Here is a 20,244-nt window from a genome sequence, read left to right on the forward strand (position 1 = left end):
TCAATGGCTTTATCAAATGATATTGTTTTAAGACCACGATTTAAAATTAAAATAGGCAGGTATAATCAATCTATTTTGAGTGATTTTAGAAACGCTAAAACAACACAATCTGATTTTATAGTTACCAGAGTTGACGATCATGTTTTTATAAAGTTTCCAAGAGATAAACAGACATTTTGGTCACCTCAGTTACATCTAGAAATCAACAAAGTAGACGATAATAATAGTATCATTCATGGGTTATTTGGCCCAAATCCTACAGTATGGACCATGTTTATTTTTCTTCATTTTATGATAATCACAGTTTTTGTTATTTTAGGCATATGGGCTTATAGCGAATGGTCTTTAGAACAGAATATTGCGCTACAGGTAAGTTTAATGGTTTTAATGGTAGTCATCTGGATAGCATTATACTTTGCCGGTAGTATAGGAAAAGCTTCAAGCAAACAGGAAATGCACGCTTTAAATGATTTTATGTATAAAGTATTAGGCGAAAAAAAAGCATCTTAAAATAAGATGCTTTTCTAACTAACTCAAAATTCAATATAGCAATGGGTTACTATTGAATATTTTCGTAGAAACTAACTGTACCACTATCTTCGTTAGAAACTACCAATATATCTTTTCCGTTAGGGCTATCTTCAGCTTCTATTATCAATAGACCTTCAGGAGCTTCGTCTCCATTGTGTGATAATATATCTAAAAACTTAGGGGCTGTAGGATTGGTGACATCATATACTAATACCTGGTCGTTTCTTTCTAAACCAACAAATAAAATATATCTTTCATTTCCTATATTCAAAACATCAACTGCCTCAGGCTCTGCGCCTTTATCATCACTCCTTTTATCGGCATCGTTAAAACGACTTGGAGTTGCTGCCAATGTTTCTGTAGCTATGCTATGTCCACTATCATAAAGTAAGTTTCCATTTGAAGACCATACACTAAATGAACGTGCCCCATAGCTGTATATTTGATCTACGTCATTATCGTTATCAATATCCCCTAAAGTTGTGGTGGTTTTTAATCGGCCTAAATTAACTTCATTTAAAAAATCGCCCGCAACCGGGTAAGCAGATTCATCTAATGTTAAGTCGTCTACCCGCACCTCTTCACTATACCCGCCATAATCTCTGGCATCACCTTCATTAGCAGAAAATATATAATCTGTTCCTCCAATATTTACTGAGGTTATGGCATCTGGTTGGTAAATACCTAATACCGGCCAGTTTTTAAGTGCAGTAACTCCATCTTTATCACTGGCATCAATTTCATTACCAGGAACACTATAATCTTTAAAACCAAAAGGGTAAATAGCTTCAATGGTTTTAGATATCAAATTTACTTTAGCCATACCATTATTTTCCTGTAATGACACCCATGCTGTACTTGAATCATCTGAAACTGCCACATATTCTGGTTCAACATCCTGAGCTAGAGTTGCCCCAGGTCCAAACACTCTAAAACCTTGCGCTTCAAGATTAGCTTCTTCTCCGTTGAATGAAGTAAAATCTAATGTAGTTACAGAATCATCAGATAAATCTATAATACTAATTGTTCCTAAAGGGTCATTAGTATAATCGTCATTTGGTTCTCCTTCATTAGCAGAAATGATAAGGGTTCCATCTTTTGAAAAAGTAACCATATCCGGTAGTGCTCCAACGGTATATTGGTTTAATAACAAATGATCTGAAGTATCATAAACCAAAATTTTACCAGGGTTTTGTTTAGGGTCAGCTTCCACAGCAATAGCTAGTTTTCCATCATAAACAGCAACACTATTTGGTGACCCAAATGCTGCTAAATCTATTGGTGATTCTACTAGAGGTGCATCTAAATTTGAAATGTTATGAACTGAAACCTGATTAGATTCAACATTAACAGTAAAAAGTTTCTTTGAAATAGCATCGTATGCTGAAATTTCAGAAGCTCCTTCACCTCCAACTTTTATTGAGGTCTTGTATTGAAAATTCACCTCTGTATTTACAACAGGGTCTTTAGGGATTTCGCCATCTTCATGACAGCTATAAATTGCAGCAATACAAACTGCACTGGTAAGTAGTTTTTTAAATTTCATATTTGATTATTTTATTTGCACAAATATGAAGTCTCTACTTTATGTTAATGTTATCTAATCAAAAAGCTATTATTAGGATTTGCTAGTTATTGTAACCAAAACGTTTCAGTTGGTTTTGATTACTCCGCCAATTTTTATTGACTTTAACGTATAATTCTATATGAATCTGTTTTCCAAAGAAGGTTTCCAAATCCTTTCTGGCCTCAACTCCTACACGTTTTAGCGCGCTACCCTTATGGCCTATAATAATTCCTTTTTGGGTTTCTCGTTCAACCATAATAACCGAACGAACCCTGATAATATCTTCTTCTTCTAAAAATGCTTCGGTATCTACCTCAACGGCATAAGGTATTTCTTTTTTGTAATGAAGTAAGATCTTTTCGCGAATAGTCTCATTAATAAAGAAGCGTTCCGGCTTATCTGTTAACTGATCTTTAGGGTAAAATGGCGGAGATTCCGGAAGCAGCTCAATAATACGATTAAAAACTTCCTTTACATTAAAACCTTCTAATGCAGATACTGGAAAAATTTCTGCATTAGGCACTTTTTGAGCCCAAAGCTGCACTTGGGATTCTAATTGTTCCTGATCAGATTTATCAATCTTATTTAATAGCAATAAAACTGGTATTTTTGAATTGGTTATTTTATTAAAAAAAGCTTCGTCTTTTAGCTCGCTTTCACCAATTTCAACCATATAGATCAGTACATCGGCATCTTCAAAAGCAGATTTCACAAACCCCATCATAGATTCCTGAAGCTCATATGTCGGTTTTATAATTCCGGGCGTATCACTTAAAACCACCTGAAAATCATCGCCATTTACTATGCCAAGAATTCTGTGTCGGGTTGTTTGTGCCTTTGAGGTAATAATTGATAATTTTTCGCCTATAAAAGCGTTCATTAATGTTGATTTACCTACGTTGGGATTTCCAATAATATTTACAAAACCTGCTTTATGGGTCATTTGTTCCTGTTTTATACCGAATGCAAAGTTACAACTTGAATACCTTTATTCTACAATAAAAATATTATAAACAAAAAAGCAGGAAGTAAAACTTCCTGCTTTTTCAATACTTTAATTAGATAAATTATTTAATTTCTAACAACTCAACATCAAAGATAAGTGTTGCGTAAGGCTTGATTGCTCCTCCTGGTCTGGGATTAGCTCCGTAAGCTAATTCTTGAGGTATAAAGAACTTATATTTTGCCCCTTGTTTCATCAATTGTAGTCCTTCAGTCCACCCTTTTATTACTTGAGTTACACCAAACTCAGCTGGCTCACCTCTATCAACAGAGCTATCAAATACAGTACCGTCAAGTAAAGTTCCATGGTAATGTACTTTTACTTTAGAAGCAGTAGTTGGTTTTTCTCCTGTTCCTTCTTTTAAAACAATATACTGTAAACCACTTTCGGTTGTTTGCACACCTTCTTTTGATTTGTTTTCAGCTAAAAACTTTTCTCCTTCTTCCTTATTCTTTTCTCCCTCTTCCTGACGCTTAGCCACTTCTTCTTGTTGCTTCTTTTGGAAATACGCCTGAACTACTTTTTGTGCATCTGCCTGCTCTAATAAAATATCTGTTGAATCTAATACATTAACAAAACCCTGAATAAATAAATCGTTATCAAAATCATCAAAGCTAGCTTTAACGTTTCTAGCTACATCCATACCAATTGCATAACTCACAGAGTCTAATTCTGTTTTTATTGGTTTATTTGTTACTCCATTCTTATTATTACAAGACACTACTAGTAAAACCATTGCTACTAGACTTGAAAGTTTCATTATTTTCATTTTAATTATAATTTTTTTATGTGACGCCAAATGTAACAAATTTAAAGGGAGTAAAAAAAAGTTACTCAAAACATTCCGATACATAAACATATAAAAACCACATTTTAGAGCGGTTCTAAATATAAAAAAGAGCTCCAATTACGAAGCTCTTTAACATGACTAACTAAATATGATCATTGCCTGACTGATTTTACAATATCCAGTGCAGTTCTTACGTCCTGCTCTAGTTTAGTATAATCTTTATTTGCAATAATTTCTTTTGATATTAATTTAGACCCCATTCCAACACAAGTAACGCCTGCATCAAACCACCCCTTTAAGTTTTCCTTTGTTGGGGCAACGCCTCCAGTAGGCATAATACTAGTCCAAGGTTGAGGCCCTTTAACCCCCTTTACAAATTGAGGACCATATATATCTCCTGGAAATAATTTCACTATTTCACAGCCTAACTCTTCTGCTCTTGCAATCTCAGTTAAGGTTCCACAGCCGGGAGACCAAAGCACTTTTTTACGATTACACGCTATTGCTATATCCTCCCTAAGTACCGGTGTTACAACAAAATTGGCTCCCAAAGCCATATATAATGAAGCTGCTGCTCCATCAGTAACAGATCCTACTCCCATAATCATACCCGGTAATTCTGCAATGGCATATTTTGTTAACGCTCCAAAAACCTCATGGGCAAAATCACCTCGAGCGGTAAACTCCATTAAACGCGCCCCGCCATCATAACAGGCTTTTAAAACGTTCTTACTCAATTCTATATCACTATTAAAAAACAAAGGAATCATTCCAGTATCTTTCATAGTTTGTGCCACTTCTAATCTTGTAAATTGTGCCATTTTTCTAAATGTTTAATTGTTGATTCATGTAATTGCTGACCTATCAAATCTTTTAAACGATTCAACAGATCAACAATGATACACTTATATTATCTAGCAACTCGCCCGGAAGCATCACCTCCCATTAATTTTTCAACTTCTGCAACAGTAACTAAATTAGCGTCACCTTTTATAGTATGCTTTAAACAAGATGCCGCTACAGCAAAATCAAGAGCATTTTGGTCATCTTCAGGATATTTCAATAGTCCGTAAATCAATCCTCCCATAAATGAATCTCCTCCACCTACTCTATCAACAATATCAGTAATTTGGTATTGGCGTGTTTCGTACATCTTTTTACCATCATATAAAACACCTGCCCATGTATTATGAGACGCTGAGATAGAACCTCTTAAAGTAGTTATCACTTTCTTAGCCCTAGGGAATTTTTCCATCATTTGTTGACAAACAGATAAGAAAGCTTCGGCTTTAACATCATGCCCTTGGGTTTGAACTGTAATACCTTCGGGCTTAATTCCAAAATGCATTTCGGCATCTTCTTCATTTCCTAAAACAATATCACAATATGAAGTTAACTCAGTCATTACTGCCTCTCTATGAGATTCATCACAATATTTCCAAAGTTTTGCACGGTAATTCAAATCAGTAGAAATGGTGATTCCTTTTGTGCTGGCAGCTTTTACAGCTTCCAGACATACATCTGCAGCACCTTGGGATATTGCTGGTGTAATACCTGTCCAATGAAACCACTCTACTCCATCAAAAATGGCATCCCAATCAATCATTCCTGATTCAATTTCAGACATTGCCGAATGTGCTCTGTCATAAACAACTTTACTTCCTCTGGATACAGCACCGGTTTCCAGGAAATAAATCCCTAAACGGTCTCCCCCATAAACTATTTTATCTACACCAACACCTCTCTTACGCATTTCCATCATAGCACATTCGCCAATATCATTCTTTGGTAAACGTGTTACAAAATCTACATCAACTCCATAATTTGCCAATGAAACTGCTACATTTGATTCACCTCCACCATAAATAACATCAAAGTTATTGGCCTGTGAGAATCTTAAAAATCCTTGAGGAGCTAATCTTAACATGATTTCTCCAAATGTTACTACTTTACTCATTTTTAATGGTCTTATTAATATATTTTCAGTATTGCTTAAACGTTTAAGCAAAATTTTAAAAATAAATCAAAACCTTTTAGTTATATATAAGGTTTTGATTACACAAACTATTGCATTATATTTGCTTAAACGTTTAAGCAAATATATAAAAAAATTGAATATCAAAAAGAAAACCACCATAAAAGATATTGCTAACGTGTTAAATATCTCTCCGGCAGCTGTTTCTAAAGCACTTCACGATGATTCTCGAATTAGTGAAAAAACTAAAAAAGCGGTAAGGCAGGTTGCTAAAAACTTAAACTATCAGCCAAATCACCTTGCCAGTGCTCTTAGAAAAGGGAAAAGTAACCTGGTGGGTGTTATTGTACCACGGACAAATAGTAACTTTTTTTCCTCCGTAATTCAAAATATTGAGGAAGTATTGAATAAGGAAGGCTACAACATAATTATAACTCAATCCAATGAGTCTTATAAAAAAGAATGTGATAATATTGACACCCTATTATTTACACAGGTAGATGGTATTATTGCTTCTATGGCCAATGAAACTATCGATTTAAAATTCTATGAAAAGATTAAATCCAAGGGTATTCCCTTAATTTTATTTGACCGTGGTGAAAACGATTTAAATGTCGATTATATTGGGATTAACGACTACGATAGTAGCCATATGATTGTTAAACATTTGGTCAATCAAGGGTGCAAACGTATAGCCCATATAGGGGGTTACAGACATACTCGAATTTTCAACAATAGAATCAGAGGATACATTGATGCCCTAAAAGCACATCACTTACCTTTAGATGATGAACTACTGGTAGAAAGCAGTTTAACTACTGAAGATGGCAGAGCAAAAATGTCTCAATTACTAAAACTAAAGAACAGACCGGATGCGGTGTATGTGGCAGGTGACTATGCTGCATTAGGAGCACTTCAGATATTAACCGAACAAAATATAAAAATCCCTGAAGATATAGCTTTGGTTGGCTTTGGAAATGAACCTTTTACTGCAATGCTTACCCCATCAATTACAAGTGTAGAGCAACACAGTACTCAAATTGGTAAAGAAGCCGCTAAAACTTTTTTAGCACATTCAAAGACAAAAGTGGTCAAACAAACTTTAAATAAGATAATTTTGGATGCCGAATTAATTATTAGAGACTCATCCAATCTAAATAAGTAATATTTTAAACAGGCTATACTTATTTATTTCTATTTGAAGACTGCCTGATTATTAACTCAGTATCCAGTACAATTTTATTAAGTTTAACAGGTTTTTCCGGATGATTTATCCTATCTAAAAAAGTTTCTGCAGCAATTCTTCCCATGGCTTCACTATGCTGTTCAATACTGGAAATAGAAGGTGTTATTAAAGAGGTAAATGGCTCATTACTAAAACCGACTAAAGCAACCTCATCCGGAACACTAATTTTATGTTCCTGAAGCACTTGCAACGCTCCCAGAGTTGCAAAATCACCAGCTGCATACACTGCATCCGGTCTATGGCCCAACTTTAAAAAATCTTCCATAGCCTTTCTTCCATCTTCTCTTTTAAGGGTGCTTTCAATAATCAGGTCATCTTCAACAGGAAGGTTGTATTTTTTTAATGCGTCAATATACCCTTCAATTCTGTTTTGATAAATTCTGGTATGCCTATACCCGCCAATGTGTGCAATTCTTCTACAACCTTGGTCATATAGATGTTCAACCACCTTAAAACTACTTAAGTAATCATCAATACCTATATAGTCAACCCCAAGAGCGTCTTCCCCCCTATCAAAAATAATAAGTGGTATGCCTTTAGATTTAATTTTCTCATAGTGATCAAGCTGAACAGTATCATTAGCTAAAGAGGCTATTATACCATCCACCTGAGTATACAGTAAAGACTCTATATTTTCACATTCCCGTTCATAGGATTCATTGGATTGAGTTATGATTATATTATAGCCATCTAAACTCAATCTATCACCAACAGATTTAACAATAGATGAGAAAAAATTACTGTTTGCTCTCGGAATAATCAATCCAACCAAGTTGCTCTTTCCCTTTCTTAAGGCACTGGCCAGATAGTTTGGTTCATAATTCAACTCTTTGGCTGCTAACCTTACGGCCTCTTTAGTCTTATTGCTTATTCTTGGGTTATCATTTAACGCTCTGGATACCGTTGAAGAGGTTAGATTCAGAGCCTTAGCAATATCTTTTATGGTGGTTTTTTTTTTAATATCAAAAAATTTTATAAGTTTGTGCAATCGTTTGCCTAAATTAATATCTTTTTACCAAAACGCAAAATTATATATTTAAATAAAACCAATTAAATATTATAAAGTTAAAAATCAAAATATTTGTGCAAACGTTTGCACTATTAAAAATAAAACATGAAATATATTGTTTGTGAAAAACCGGGAGAGTTTAAACTGAAAGAGAAAGAAGCTCCAAAACCCAAAGAAGGTGAAGCTTTATTACAAATAAACAGCGTTGGAATTTGTGGTACGGACTTACACGCCTATGCCGGAAATCAGGCTTTTTTTTCTTATCCTAGGATTTTAGGACATGAGCTGGCATCAGAAGTCTTAGAAATTGGAGAAAATGACAGAGGTATTAAAGCTGGAGATAAAGTAGTGGTCATGCCCTATGTAAGTTGCGGTTCATGCATTGCCTGTAGAAACGGAAAGACTAATTGCTGTACAAATATTACGGTACTTGGTGTTCATGGTGACGGAGGTATGCAGCAACAAATCACAGTACCGGCAAATATTTTGTTGCCGGCCAACCACTTATCTAACAATGAAATGGCCATTGTAGAACCATTAGCCATTGGAGCACATGCCATTAGAAGAGCAGGTATACAGGAAAGGGAAACCGTTGCTGTAGTAGGTTGTGGTCCCATTGGCATTGGCATTATGAAACTGGCTCAAATTGCCGGAGCAAAGGTTATTGCTATAGATATGAACGAGCAACGTTTAGCTTATGCCAAAGAAAAAATTGGAGTAGACTATATAGTCAAGGCCGGAGAACATGTAGTAAATGACGTTTCTGAAATCACAAATGGCGATCTTTGCACAGCCGTATTTGATGCTTCGGGAAACAAGTTTGCTTTGGAGGCCTGCCCGGATTATATGTCTCACGGCGGACGTTTTATTTTGGTAGGTTTATCAAAAGGAGGCCTAACCTATACTCATCCTAAAGTACATGCTAAAGAAATGACTTTAATGTGTAGCAGAAATGCTACTACTGAAGATTTTGAGCACGTTATAAGTGTTTTGAATCAATTCCCAACAGAATCTTTTATAACCCACCAGGTTCCATTTACAGAAATGATTGATCATTTTGACAGTTGGCTAAAACCGGAAACAGGTGTCATAAAAGCAACCGTAAGTTTTAATTAAAAAAGAAAATGTCAAAAAATTACGTTCAAATTGACCCGAGAGACAACATCATTGTTGCTATAACTCCTCTAGATAAGGGTACCGTAACTACAGTAGCAGGTAAAGAAGTTACTTTAAAAGAACATATTAAACAGAAACATAAATATGCACTTAACGATTTTGCGGTAGGAGATGACATATTCATGTATGGTGTATTAATTGGAAAAGCACTTAAGCCTATTCAAGAGGGCTGTGCAATTACTATTAACAACGTTAAGCACGCTTCCGCTGAATTTCAAGATTCTGAAGAAAAATTTACGTGGACTGCACCCGATGCTTCAAATTTTAAGGGACGTACATTTAATGGCTATCATAGAAAAGACGGTAAGGTAGGTACCGCAAATTATTGGCTGGTCATTCCTTTAACCTTTTGTGAAAATAGAAATCTTGATGTTTTAGAAGGCGCTCTGTCTGAGAAATTAGGCTACGAAACCAAAAAAGACTTTGCGGTTGATACCGATGCACTGATTCGTCAATATAAATCCGGTGCAAGTGCCGAAGATATTTTTAATACGCCTATAATAACTACAAAAGAGGAAATGTCTAAAAACCGAATATTCCCAAATGTTGATGGAATTAAGTTTTTAAAGCATGATGGTGGTTGCGGAGGTATTCGTCAGGATTCAGAGGTACTATGTAAGCTCCTCGCCGGTTATATTACTAACCCAAATGTTGCGGGAGCAACGGTTTTTAGCTTAGGCTGTCAAAATGCCCAAATTGAAATGCTTCAAAGCGCTATTGACGCTATTGACCCTAATTGTGATAAACCCGTCCATTACCTGGAACAACAGCAAAGTGCCAGCGAAAGACACCTGATTGAAGAGGCAGTAAAACATACTTTCATTGGTTTAACAGAAGCCAATAACATAGTACGCCAACCGGCTCCATTAAATAAATTGGTCCTTGGTTTGGAGTGTGGAGGCTCTGACGGGTTTTCCGGTATTTCTGCCAACCCGGCTTTAGGCTATGCTTCAGATTTACTGGTTGCATTAGGCGGAAGCCCGGTACTATCAGAATTCCCTGAACTTAATGGCGTTGAGCAGGAATTGATCAATAGATGTGAAACTGCCGAAGACTCTAAGAAATTCTCAAACTTAATGAGAGCATATTCAGCAGCAGCAGTTGCTGTCGGTTCCGGTTTTGAAAACAATCCTTCTCCCGGAAATATTAAAGACGGTTTAATTACTGATGCCATGAAATCTGCAGGAGCTGCAAAAAAAGGCGGAACTTCTCCGGTTGTTCAGGTTTTAGATTATACCGAACAGGTCACAAAACCAGGTCTGAATTTACTTTGTACGCCCGGAAATGATGTAGAATCTACTACAGGTTTAGTGGGTTCCGGCTGTAATGTGGTTGTATTTACAACCGGTTTAGGCACTCCCACCGGTAACCCTGTAGCCCCTGTTTTAAAAATGTCAAGCAATACAAGTTTGTACCAACGTATGAATGATATTATTGACATTAATGCAGGAACTGTTATTACAGGAGAAGACACTATAGAGTCTATGGGCGAAAAGATTTTAGATCATATAATAAAAGTAGCAAGTGGTGAAGTAGCTTCAAAAGCTGTACTTCACGGAAATAACGACTTTATTCCCTGGAAAAGAGGCGTTTCATTATAAAAACAAACAATGAACACATTAAACAGAAATACAGTAAACACTAAGACGTACACTGAAAGAATTTTACAATTTGGTGAAGGTAATTTTTTAAGAGCCTTTGCTAATTGGATGATCCATGAAATGAATAAACAAGCTGACTTTGATGGAGGCGTTGTTGCTGTTCAGCCTATTGATCAGGGATTGATAAAAATGCTAAATGATCAGGATGGTTTATATACCCTATACTTAAATGGCATAAAAAATGGACAGGCTATTAGTGAACATGAAATAATTGATTGTATACAACGTGGTATTAACCCATATGAAAACTATACAGATTATCTGGCCAATGCCGAAAACCCTGATCTGCGTTTTGTGATTTCAAATACTACCGAAGCGGGAATAGCTTACAATCAAAATGATAAGCTAGATGATGCCCCACAAAGTAGCTTTCCCGGAAAGCTTACCGCGCTTTTATTTAAAAGATTTCAAACTTTTGGAGGCGCATCAGACAAGGGCTTAATAATTATTCCATGTGAGTTAATAGACCGAAACGGTGATAATTTAAAACGCATCGTTTTACAATACGCCTCAGATTGGAATCTAGGAGACGATTTTATTGAGTGGGTTAATGATGACACGATTTTCTGTAATACGCTGGTAGATCGAATTGTTCCGGGATACCCAAGAGACAAAATGGATATTATAACGCAGGAATTAGGCTATAAAGATAATTTAGTGGTTGAAGGGGAGCAGTTTCATTTATGGGTTATTGAAGGCCCAGAAGCTATCAAAGAAGAAATTCCAGCGGAAGCATGCGGATTAAATATTGTTTTTACAAATAATATGGAACCTTACAGAACACGTAAGGTTAGAATTCTTAACGGAGCACATACCTCACTGGTTCCTGTGGGTTATTTATATGGCATTGATAAAGTACGTGAATCTCTGGAAGATGAAGTTGTTGGAGGCTTTTTAAAAGATGTCATTTTTGAAGAGATTTGTCCAACTTTAGACCTGCCTGAAACTGAATTAAATCAATTTGCCAATGACGTTTTAGATCGTTTTAGAAACCCTTATTTAGAGCATGCTTTAATTAGCATTTCATTAAATTCAACATCTAAATATAAAACAAGGGTATTACCTTCGGTTTTAGAATATATCAAGAGAACAGATAAGTTACCTCAATGCTTATTATTCTCATTAGCTGCTTTAATTGCTTTTTATAAAGGAGAGAGAAACGGAGAAGCTATTCCTTTGAAAGATGATCAATCAGCTTTAGACTTTTTCAGGGAGCAATGGGCCATTGGAGATATTGCAACTGTTGCCAAAGCTACATTACAAAACACAAATTTCTGGGGGCAGGATTTAACGCAATACAACGGTCTTCTAGAGGAGGTTACTAAAAACTTGGAAAATATAGTTAATAGTGGAATGCAAACAGCATTACAGAGTTTTAAAAAAGTAGGAACATGGTAATAGATTCGCATCAACATTTTTGGAATTATGAATCCAAAAAGCATGAATGGATTGACGATTCAATGTCTGTCATTAGAAGAGATTTTTCACCTATAGATTTAAAGCAGGTTTATGATGAGAATGGTATTGTTGGTTGTGTAGCAGTACAAGCAGATCAAACTTTAGAAGAAACAAATTTCCTTATTAAGCTTTCAGAAGAAAATGATTTTATAAAAGGCGTTGTAGGTTGGGTAGATTTAAGAGGTGATAACCTGGAAAAGGATTTAGAGTTATATGCTAACAACAAGGTCTTAAAAGGTTTTAGGCACGTCGTTCAGGGGGAAGCGGATCATAATTTTTTGCTAAGACCAAATTTTTTACATGGTATAAAAACCCTGGAAAAGAATGATTACACTTATGATATTTTAATATTCCCGCATCAATTAGGAGCTACTTTAGAGTTTGTTAAACGCTTTCCAAATATGCGTTTTGTAATTGATCATATTGCAAAACCGTATATCAAGGATGGGTTTTATGATGGATGGGCAGTATTAATGAAAGAGGTAGCCAAACAGGAGAATGTATATTGTAAAGTATCAGGAATGATAACAGAAGCCGATTTTAACACCTGGACTCCAGATCAAATAACCCCATATATGAATTTGGTATTTGACGCTTTTGGAACAGATAGAATAATGTTTGGTTCGGATTGGCCAGTGTGTTTAGTTGCCGGAAACTACCAAAAAGTAAAACAATTAATTACTGATTTTATAGCTGATTTAAGTGAAACAGAGCAAACCAATGTTATGGGACTTAACGCTATGAAATTTTATAACTTATAAATATGGATTTAGGATTAAAAGACAAAGTTGTTGTTGTAACAGGCGCTGCCGGAATTAAAGGAAGTATAGGAGAAACCATTGTACAGTCCTTAGCTAATGAAGGTGCTATACCTGTAATTGTAGATAGAAATGCCAGAGGTTTTGAGTATGCTGAAGAATTACAAAGCAAAGGTATTGATACTATTTTCGTCCAAACTGATTTATCAGATTACAAGCAAATTGAAACAGCTGCAAAAGTAATTGAAGAAAAATATGGTAGAATTGATGCCTTAATCAATAACGTAGGCGTAAATGACGGAGCTGGATTTGAAGCTTCAATGGATGATTTTATGTATTCATTAAAATTAAATGTGGTTAGCTTTTTTGCTATGACCAAGTATTGCTTACCAATGCTCAGAAAAACAAAAGGTAACATCTTGAATATTGGCTCTAAAGTAGCACTTACAGGCCAGGGAGGAACATCGGGTTACGCAGCAGCAAAAGGCGGTGTACTTGGTTTAACCAGAGAATGGGCTGTGGATTTGATTAAAGAAGGAATCCGTTCTAATGCTATAATCATTGCAGAAAGCTGGACTCCGGCATATGATACCTGGATTAAAACCTTAGAAAATGGCGAAGAAAAATTAAAATCCATAGTTAAGAAAATCCCTTTGGAAAACAGGATGACCACACCTACTGAGATAGCAGACACATGTTTGTTTACAATTTCAGAAAAATCATCACATACTACCGGGCAATTTATAATAGTAGATGGCGGCTATGTTCATTTGGATAGATCGCTCTTAACTGAATAAACTTGTGTCACTTCATTTAAAATAATGTTTGAGTCTTAACTTTTGCATTTTCTGTCCTGTTTAAAATTTAAACACTAACTAAACTAAATATCTTATTATGTCTAATGAAAAAATTCCTGTAGTAGCTAAATCTGCACTTATCCCCTTTATTTTAATTACATCTTTATTTGCGCTTTGGGGTTTTGCCAACGATATCACAAACCCTATGGTATCCGCTTTTAAAAAGGTTTTAGAACTAGATAATTTTCAAGCATCATTGGTACAAATGGCTTTTTATGGCGGCTATTTTACAATGGCTTTACCTGCTGCTATTTTTGTAAATAAATATTCTTATAAAAAAGGCATCTTATTAGGTTTAGCGCTTTATGCCATAGGCGCTTTATTATTTTATCCAGCAGCAGCTTTTGAAGCATTCGGTTTTTTTCTGGCAGCATTATATATTTTAACATTTGGACTGGCTTTTTTAGAAACTACTGCAAACCCTTACATTTTATCAATGGGAGCAGAAAGCACAGCCACTCAAAGATTAAATTTAGCACAAGCTTTTAACCCTATTGGAGCTTTGGGAGGCTTAATTATTGCTCAAAAATTCATACTGGGATCTTTACAATCTGACGACTTAAATGCTGATGGAACTCCTGTTTATGATACACTTAGTGAATCAGCAAAAGCCTTAATAAGAACATCCGATTTACAGGTTATTCGTAATCCCTATGTTATTTTAGGACTTGCAGTAATAGTTTTTTTTGTTGTAATAGCCATAATGAAAATGCCTCAGAATAAAGACCAGGAAACCAAAGTCAATATTGGAAACTCTATAAGCAGGCTTTTCAAAACCGGAAAGTTTGTATGGGGTGTAATAGCTCAGGCCTTTTATGTTGGTGCCCAAATTATGTGTTGGACATACTTATACCAATATGCTGAATCTATAGGTATAGATAATCAACCTGCAGTAACGTATGGCATTAGTGCTCTGGTAATTTTTCTTTTAGGAAGATGGGTAGGAACAGCCCTATTAAAATATATTAATAGTGGTAAATTATTGTTTTACTTTTCTATAGGAGCATTAATTTGTACTGCTATAACCATTTTTGTACCGGGAATGATTGGGTTATATGCTTTAATTGGAATTTCTTTCTTTATGTCCATTATGTTTCCCACTATTTACGGTATTGCTCTTGAAGGTCAAGGTGAAGATGCCAAGTTTGGAGCAGCATTTCTTGTTATGGCTATTGTAGGTGGTGCATTAATGCCTACTTTTCAAGGTTTAATATTAGATTTAGGAGGTAAAGGTTATACTGATATAACTATTTTAGGGGTTCCTGAGGTTAATTTTTCATTCATTTTACCTGCATTATGCTTTGTAATTATTGCTTATTATGGAGTAAGAGTATTTAAAAATAATTTTTCAAAATAAAGCCATGAACAAAATTAAAAGATACTGTTATTCTTGTGATTTAAAAGATAACCCGAAACTAATAGAAGAATATAAAGCACACCATGCTGCTGGAAATGCATGGCCAGAGATTACCAAAAGCATAAAAGATGCCGGAATTGTTGACATGGAAATTTACCTCGTAGGAAATAGAATGTTTATGATTATGGAGGTTGATGACAGTTTTGATCCGGTAAAAAAAGCTGAAATGGATGCTAACAATCCTAAGGTTCAAGAATGGGAAAATTTAATGTGGAACTATCAACAAGAACTGCCCTGGGCTAAAGATGGCGAAAAATGGATCTCCCTGGATCGTATTTTTAAATTGTAATATCTCTAACTAAATTTTTTAAAAAGCACTCTGGTCAACATCAGGGTGCTTTTTGTTTTAATGCCTCTCTCTATAAGGCTTGTATGAAACTTGTTCAATTAATACATTATATTTGGGTGTATATAGTAAGTTTCCAACTGTAACAATATTCACTCATTGAAAATCTTGTGGAAGAAAAGATTCAACAAATAGAATTCAATAACAAACGAAAAAACAGTGAATTTGACTTTATCAACTTAAAGGATTTGTTCTCTCGTAAAGACATAAGTCACTCCCTATATGATTTTCAAAGAATTAATTTTTACATGTTGTTATTTTTCACAAATGGGCACGGCCAACATACTATTGATTTCACAGATTACACATACTGCAAAGGCACAGTTTTAAGTATCAGAAAAGATCAAATCCATAAATTCTTTAAAACTGATGGAACAGGTTATTTACTTCTATTTACAGATGATTTTTTGATACAGTTTTTTGAAAGATCCGAAGTTTTAAAAAGCTTACAACTTTTCAACGAGCTTATTACCTCTCCAAAAGTACAGTTAAATAATAACGAGTTTTTAGAATTTTCTGGACTTATAGAAGCTATAGCCCAGGAATATTTAAGTTTTAAGGATGATCATTCAATGAGTATAATTCGTAGCTTGTTACATATCCTTTTTAGGAAAATGCTTAGGATCAAATCAAAGAATCATCAGGTTTTAAGCGATAAAAAATATTTGCGGGAGTTTATACAGTTTCAACAATTAGTAGAACATCAATGCTTTCAGACTAAAAAGGTGGCAGATTATGGTAAACAATTAGGTGTAAGTACCAAAACACTCAACAATATTACCAACCATATAGTACATAAATCTGCAAAAAATTTCATCAATGAAATAGTTATTACACAAATTAAACGCTTACTTGTCAATACTAACCTTTCTATTAAAGAAATAGCTTTTAGCTCAGGTTTTGAAGATTCCAGCAACCTCTTTAAATTCTTTAAAAAGTACACACAGCAAACACCTGAGGGCTTTAGATTGTCACATCAGTAACTCTTAGTTTCCCATTTTTACAGTCTAAAGACATTATTGTATAGCCACTATACTCCTAGCTGTGCATAATTTTGTTTCATAATTATAATAAACTGTAACAATGAAGAAGTTAAGCTCACCCCTAACCTACTTATCGATTAGTATAGCTCTATTAATAAGCTCATGTAATACATCAAAAAAGACAAATACAGTATCAAAAACAAAAGAAAACATGGAACAAAAAAATCTAAAGTCAATTGCTAAAAATGCTCAGGACGCTTTTTTTAAAGATTATAACGCCGAAGGCATTAAAATTCATTTTATCGAAAACTACATTCAGCATAACCCTCATGTCCCAACCGGAAGAGAAACCGTTATTGGGTTTTTACCAACCTTAAAGCAGGCCAAAACAACGAGTAAAACACATCGGGTTTTACAGGATGGGGATTTTATTGTTATGCATAACACTTATTCTAATGCTGAAGCATTTGGTGCAAAAGAAATGGTAGCTTTTGACGTTTACAGAATAGAAAACAATAAGGTAGCCGAGCACTGGGACAATCTAAGTCCAATTGCTAAAAAAACAGCCAGCGGGCGCTCTCAATTTGACGGATCTACTGAAATCGTTGATAAAGAAAAAACAGAAACTAATAAAGAACTGGTACGGAACTTTGTTAATGACATTCTAATGGGTAAAAACCCTAATAAAATAACCGAATATATTAGTACAGAACAATACCATCAGCATAACATTGCCGTAGAAGATGGTTTAGATGGCTTGGGTAAGGCCATTGACTACCTAGTATCGCAGAACGACATGTTTATCTACAACACACTACATAATATTTTGGGAGAGGGCAATTTTGTACTTACCATGAGTGAAGGTGAATGGCATAAAAAACCACATGCTTTTTATGATTTATTCCGTATAGAAAATGATAAGATCGTTGAACATTGGGATATTATCAATGAAATCCCTGAAGTTATGGCTCATAACAATGGTAAGTTTTAATAGTTACGAAACAGGCTAGTTTAAACAGAGTAAAAAAACAAGGCTCAAAAGATTATATTTTTCTTTTGAGCCTTGTTATAAAATGACTATATAATTTTAATTGTGACTTTATTAAAAAATTAATCTTTCTAACCCCAATTTCATGTCATTTCTATAATACTTTTCAAGTTAAAACTTATACTCAGACAACCCTTTAGTAAAAGCTTCAGGGTTTTCAGCTAAATGATAGCGCGGATCATCAATATCTTCAACTATAACCTCTCTGAATTTAGGATTTGATTTATATAAAAGTACTTTACAATCTTCACTTAAATGCTTCAATTTAATTTGCTTACCCACTGCTTCGTATTTATTTACCAAATTATAAATAGCTTCAATTGCAGAGTGGTCACTCACTCTGGATTCCACAAAATCTACTTCAATTTTATCCGGGTCATTCTTCACATCAAACTTTTCATTAAAGGCAATAATTGATCCAAAAAACAGAGGCCCCCAAATCTCATAAACCTTCGTTCCGTCTTCTCGCATTCGTTTTCTGGCTCTGATGCGTTTTGCATTTTCCCAGGAAAATACTAATGCACTGATTATAACACCTGCTATAACAGCAACTGCCAAATCAAAAATTACAGTTAAGGAAGATACTGCCACTAGCACTATAACATCACTTAAAGGAATTTTATTTAAAATTCTAAAACTACTCCATGCAAATGTGCCAATAACTACCATAAACATGACTCCCACCAAAGCAGCAATTGGCACCTGTTCAATCAATCCGGAAGCAAAAAGTATAAATACCAATAATAACACCGCTGCTACTATTCCTGATAACCTGGTTCGTCCACCTGATTTTATATTAATTAAGGATTGTCCAATCATAGCACAGCCTCCCATGCCTCCAAAGAACCCTGTAACAATATTAGCTCCTCCTTGTGCCATACACTCTCTATTGGCATTCCCTCTGGTTTCTGTCAATTCATCTACCAAATTTAAGGTCATTAATGATTCAATCAATCCTATAGCAGCTAAAATCAAAGCGTAAGGACCTATAAATTTTATAGTTTGCCAATTAAAAGGTACTTTACTAAAAATATCTGTTTGAAATTGTGGTAACCCACCTTTTAAACCTTCACCACCACCATCACGAATAAAGCTTCCAACTGTTGCTACATCTAATTTTCCAAATATTACAATAGCTGAAACTACTAAAATAGCAATTAGGGCTTCCGGTAATTTCTTGTTTAATTTTGGTAACCCAAACATAATCCCCATAGTTAAAGCCACTAACCCTAACATAATGTAAAGTGAGCCCCCTGAAAACCAATCACCATTAGCATCTTTAAACATCCCTAATTGCGACAAAAATATTACAATAGCCAAACCATTTACAAAGCCCATCATTACTGGGTGCGGAATTAATCTGACAAACTTCCCAAGCTTAAAAACTCCGGCCAACATTTGAATAACTCCCATTAATATAACCGTAGCAAATAAATAGTAAAGTCCCAGTTGTTCTCCTTCTGCTCCCATAGCATTGCCTTCAGCAACCAAACTAACCATAACAACAGCCAGTGCTCCGGTTGCCCCACTAATCATTCCGGGGCGACCACCAAAAATTGAAGTTATTAAACCAATCATAAAAGCAGCATATAAACCAACTAAAGGGTCTACACCGGCTACAAAAGCAAACGCCACAGCCTCTGGAACTAACGCTAAAGCCACAGTTATTCCACTTAAAACATCATTTTTTACATTGGTTGCACGTTTTCTAATAAATTCAGTCATGGTAGTTTTTTTGAAGGTGCAAATTTACGGTTAATATATTGGCAGGCAAATAGAAGTATTAGAATTTGCGTTTTCAGAAACCTAAAACGTTTGAAATGTATTAGATGTTATGGTCTGCTAACCAGTTTATCGCTTCTTCTCTTTCATTGAATATTTTAATGTTTTGATGAATATTTCCATTAATATTCATCAAAGTTTCAGTAGACATAACACCTCCAATAGAGTTCACCAACACAGCCATGGATTGTATTTCATCTAAATGCGCAATAATTTTTTGCGCCTCAAAAGTATAAGAGTAAGGATTTTTTTTATTTACGAGTAAAGAAAACGGAGCTTCAAGGTTATTAAGCAAAAAATCATGATATTCATCAACCATAACCTCATCTAAAATAATACCTTCATCTACTATAATCTCTGCTAAATTATTATTTAGCAATTCAATAGTTCCAAACGAAAGTCTATAACTTTTCATAAAAACACTTTTGTTCGAGAGGTTAATAAAAAAAATTATAAACAGCTTCTTCTAAAAACTATTCAATAGCAATCTATTTTTCTGACTATTACTAAGTTAGTTATTTTTTCTGACTTTAAGAAGATTAAGTAAGTATTTTAAGATTTATTTTTGAAACATGAAGCATAACTTTAGTATTTTCTGTTAAAAGAGCAAAATTAAACTCATATTAAGTTAACGTAT

19 protein-coding genes are annotated in these 20,244 nt (G+C 34.8%); 11 read left to right on the forward strand and 8 right to left on the reverse strand.

Annotation, left to right across the window (positions count from 1 at the left end; all coding sequences use genetic code 11):
- Positions 1-3 precede the first annotated feature (3 nt).
- Positions 4-510: a GTP-binding protein gene (locus tag VOI54_RS00175; RefSeq protein ID WP_326280674.1), complete on the forward strand. Its 507-nt coding sequence runs from the start codon at positions 4-6 to the stop codon at positions 508-510.
- 49 nt (positions 511-559) lie between these two features.
- Here the strand turns inward: VOI54_RS00175 and VOI54_RS00180 are convergent, their stop codons facing one another.
- From VOI54_RS00180 to VOI54_RS00200, 5 genes are all read right to left on the reverse strand, one after another.
- Complete coding sequence (locus VOI54_RS00180; protein WP_326280675.1) at positions 560-2,077, reverse strand: choice-of-anchor I family protein; 1,518 nt, start codon at positions 2,075-2,077, stop codon at positions 560-562.
- Positions 2,078-2,159: 82 nt separating this feature from the next.
- Positions 2,160-3,041 (reverse strand): GTPase Era, encoded by an 882-nt coding sequence (era, locus tag VOI54_RS00185; RefSeq protein WP_326280676.1) that lies wholly within the window; start codon positions 3,039-3,041, stop codon positions 2,160-2,162.
- 124 nt (positions 3,042-3,165) lie between these two features.
- Entirely contained in the window at positions 3,166-3,861 is a 696-nt protein-coding gene (bamJ, locus tag VOI54_RS00190; protein ID WP_326280677.1) for a BamJ family beta-barrel-assembly machinery protein, read from the reverse strand.
- A 182-nt stretch (positions 3,862-4,043) separates the two neighbouring features.
- A complete protein-coding gene (locus tag VOI54_RS00195) occupies positions 4,044-4,712 on the reverse strand; it encodes a bifunctional 4-hydroxy-2-oxoglutarate aldolase/2-dehydro-3-deoxy-phosphogluconate aldolase (RefSeq protein ID WP_326280678.1) in 669 nt (222 codons plus the stop codon).
- Positions 4,713-4,801: 89 nt separating this feature from the next.
- Positions 4,802-5,848, reverse strand: a complete 1,047-nt coding sequence (locus VOI54_RS00200; protein WP_326280679.1) for a PfkB family carbohydrate kinase — start codon at positions 5,846-5,848, stop codon at positions 4,802-4,804.
- Positions 5,849-6,002: 154 nt separating this feature from the next.
- Between VOI54_RS00200 and VOI54_RS00205 the strand changes: the two genes are divergently transcribed.
- Positions 6,003-7,031: a LacI family DNA-binding transcriptional regulator gene (locus tag VOI54_RS00205; RefSeq protein WP_326280680.1), complete on the forward strand. Its 1,029-nt coding sequence runs from the start codon at positions 6,003-6,005 to the stop codon at positions 7,029-7,031.
- A gap of 19 nt (positions 7,032-7,050) precedes the next feature.
- On the opposite strand, the gene VOI54_RS00210 is transcribed toward VOI54_RS00205, so the two are convergent.
- Positions 7,051-8,100 carry a LacI family DNA-binding transcriptional regulator gene (locus VOI54_RS00210; protein ID WP_326280681.1) on the reverse strand — a complete coding sequence of 350 codons (1,050 nt, stop codon included), beginning with the start codon at positions 8,098-8,100 and terminating at the stop codon, positions 7,051-7,053.
- A gap of 126 nt (positions 8,101-8,226) precedes the next feature.
- Between VOI54_RS00210 and VOI54_RS00215 the strand changes: the two genes are divergently transcribed.
- The 9 genes from VOI54_RS00215 (at position 8,227) to VOI54_RS00255 (ending at position 17,768) form a co-directional block, all read left to right on the forward strand.
- Positions 8,227-9,237 (forward strand): zinc-binding alcohol dehydrogenase family protein, encoded by a 1,011-nt coding sequence (locus VOI54_RS00215; protein ID WP_326280682.1) that lies wholly within the window; start codon positions 8,227-8,229, stop codon positions 9,235-9,237.
- A gap of 8 nt (positions 9,238-9,245) precedes the next feature.
- Complete coding sequence (locus VOI54_RS00220) at positions 9,246-10,898, forward strand: UxaA family hydrolase (RefSeq protein ID WP_326280683.1); 1,653 nt, start codon at positions 9,246-9,248, stop codon at positions 10,896-10,898.
- 9 nt (positions 10,899-10,907) lie between these two features.
- Positions 10,908-12,356 (forward strand): tagaturonate reductase, encoded by a 1,449-nt coding sequence (locus tag VOI54_RS00225; RefSeq protein ID WP_326280684.1) that lies wholly within the window; start codon positions 10,908-10,910, stop codon positions 12,354-12,356.
- Positions 12,350-13,177, forward strand: a complete 828-nt coding sequence (locus tag VOI54_RS00230) for an amidohydrolase family protein (protein ID WP_326280685.1) — start codon at positions 12,350-12,352, stop codon at positions 13,175-13,177. Before VOI54_RS00225 ends, VOI54_RS00230 begins: the two co-directional genes overlap by 7 nt.
- Before the next feature lie 2 nt (positions 13,178-13,179).
- On the forward strand, positions 13,180-13,971 hold the full coding sequence (locus VOI54_RS00235; protein WP_326280686.1) for an SDR family oxidoreductase: 792 nt from the start codon (positions 13,180-13,182) through the stop codon (positions 13,969-13,971).
- Between the two features lie 97 nt (positions 13,972-14,068).
- Positions 14,069-15,388, forward strand: a complete 1,320-nt coding sequence (gene fucP, locus VOI54_RS00240) for an L-fucose:H+ symporter permease (protein ID WP_326280687.1) — start codon at positions 14,069-14,071, stop codon at positions 15,386-15,388.
- 4 nt (positions 15,389-15,392) lie between these two features.
- Positions 15,393-15,737: an L-rhamnose mutarotase gene (locus VOI54_RS00245; protein ID WP_326280688.1), complete on the forward strand. Its 345-nt coding sequence runs from the start codon at positions 15,393-15,395 to the stop codon at positions 15,735-15,737.
- 167 nt (positions 15,738-15,904) lie between these two features.
- On the forward strand, positions 15,905-16,777 hold the full coding sequence (locus VOI54_RS00250) for a helix-turn-helix domain-containing protein (protein ID WP_326280689.1): 873 nt from the start codon (positions 15,905-15,907) through the stop codon (positions 16,775-16,777).
- A gap of 100 nt (positions 16,778-16,877) precedes the next feature.
- A complete protein-coding gene (locus VOI54_RS00255; protein WP_326280690.1) occupies positions 16,878-17,768 on the forward strand; it encodes a nuclear transport factor 2 family protein in 891 nt (296 codons plus the stop codon).
- A gap of 168 nt (positions 17,769-17,936) precedes the next feature.
- Here the strand turns inward: VOI54_RS00255 and VOI54_RS00260 are convergent, their stop codons facing one another.
- Both VOI54_RS00260 and VOI54_RS00265 read right to left on the reverse strand, forming a co-directional pair.
- Positions 17,937-19,550, reverse strand: a complete 1,614-nt coding sequence (locus tag VOI54_RS00260) for a SulP family inorganic anion transporter (protein ID WP_326280691.1) — start codon at positions 19,548-19,550, stop codon at positions 17,937-17,939.
- A 100-nt stretch (positions 19,551-19,650) separates the two neighbouring features.
- Positions 19,651-20,022: a hypothetical protein gene (locus VOI54_RS00265; RefSeq protein WP_326280692.1), complete on the reverse strand. Its 372-nt coding sequence runs from the start codon at positions 20,020-20,022 to the stop codon at positions 19,651-19,653.
- Between the last annotated feature and the right edge of the window lie 222 nt (positions 20,023-20,244).

Source organism: Alterotamlana spongicola (assembly GCF_035818475.1).
In the GTDB taxonomy this organism is placed as follows: domain Bacteria; phylum Bacteroidota; class Bacteroidia; order Flavobacteriales; family Flavobacteriaceae; genus Cognatitamlana.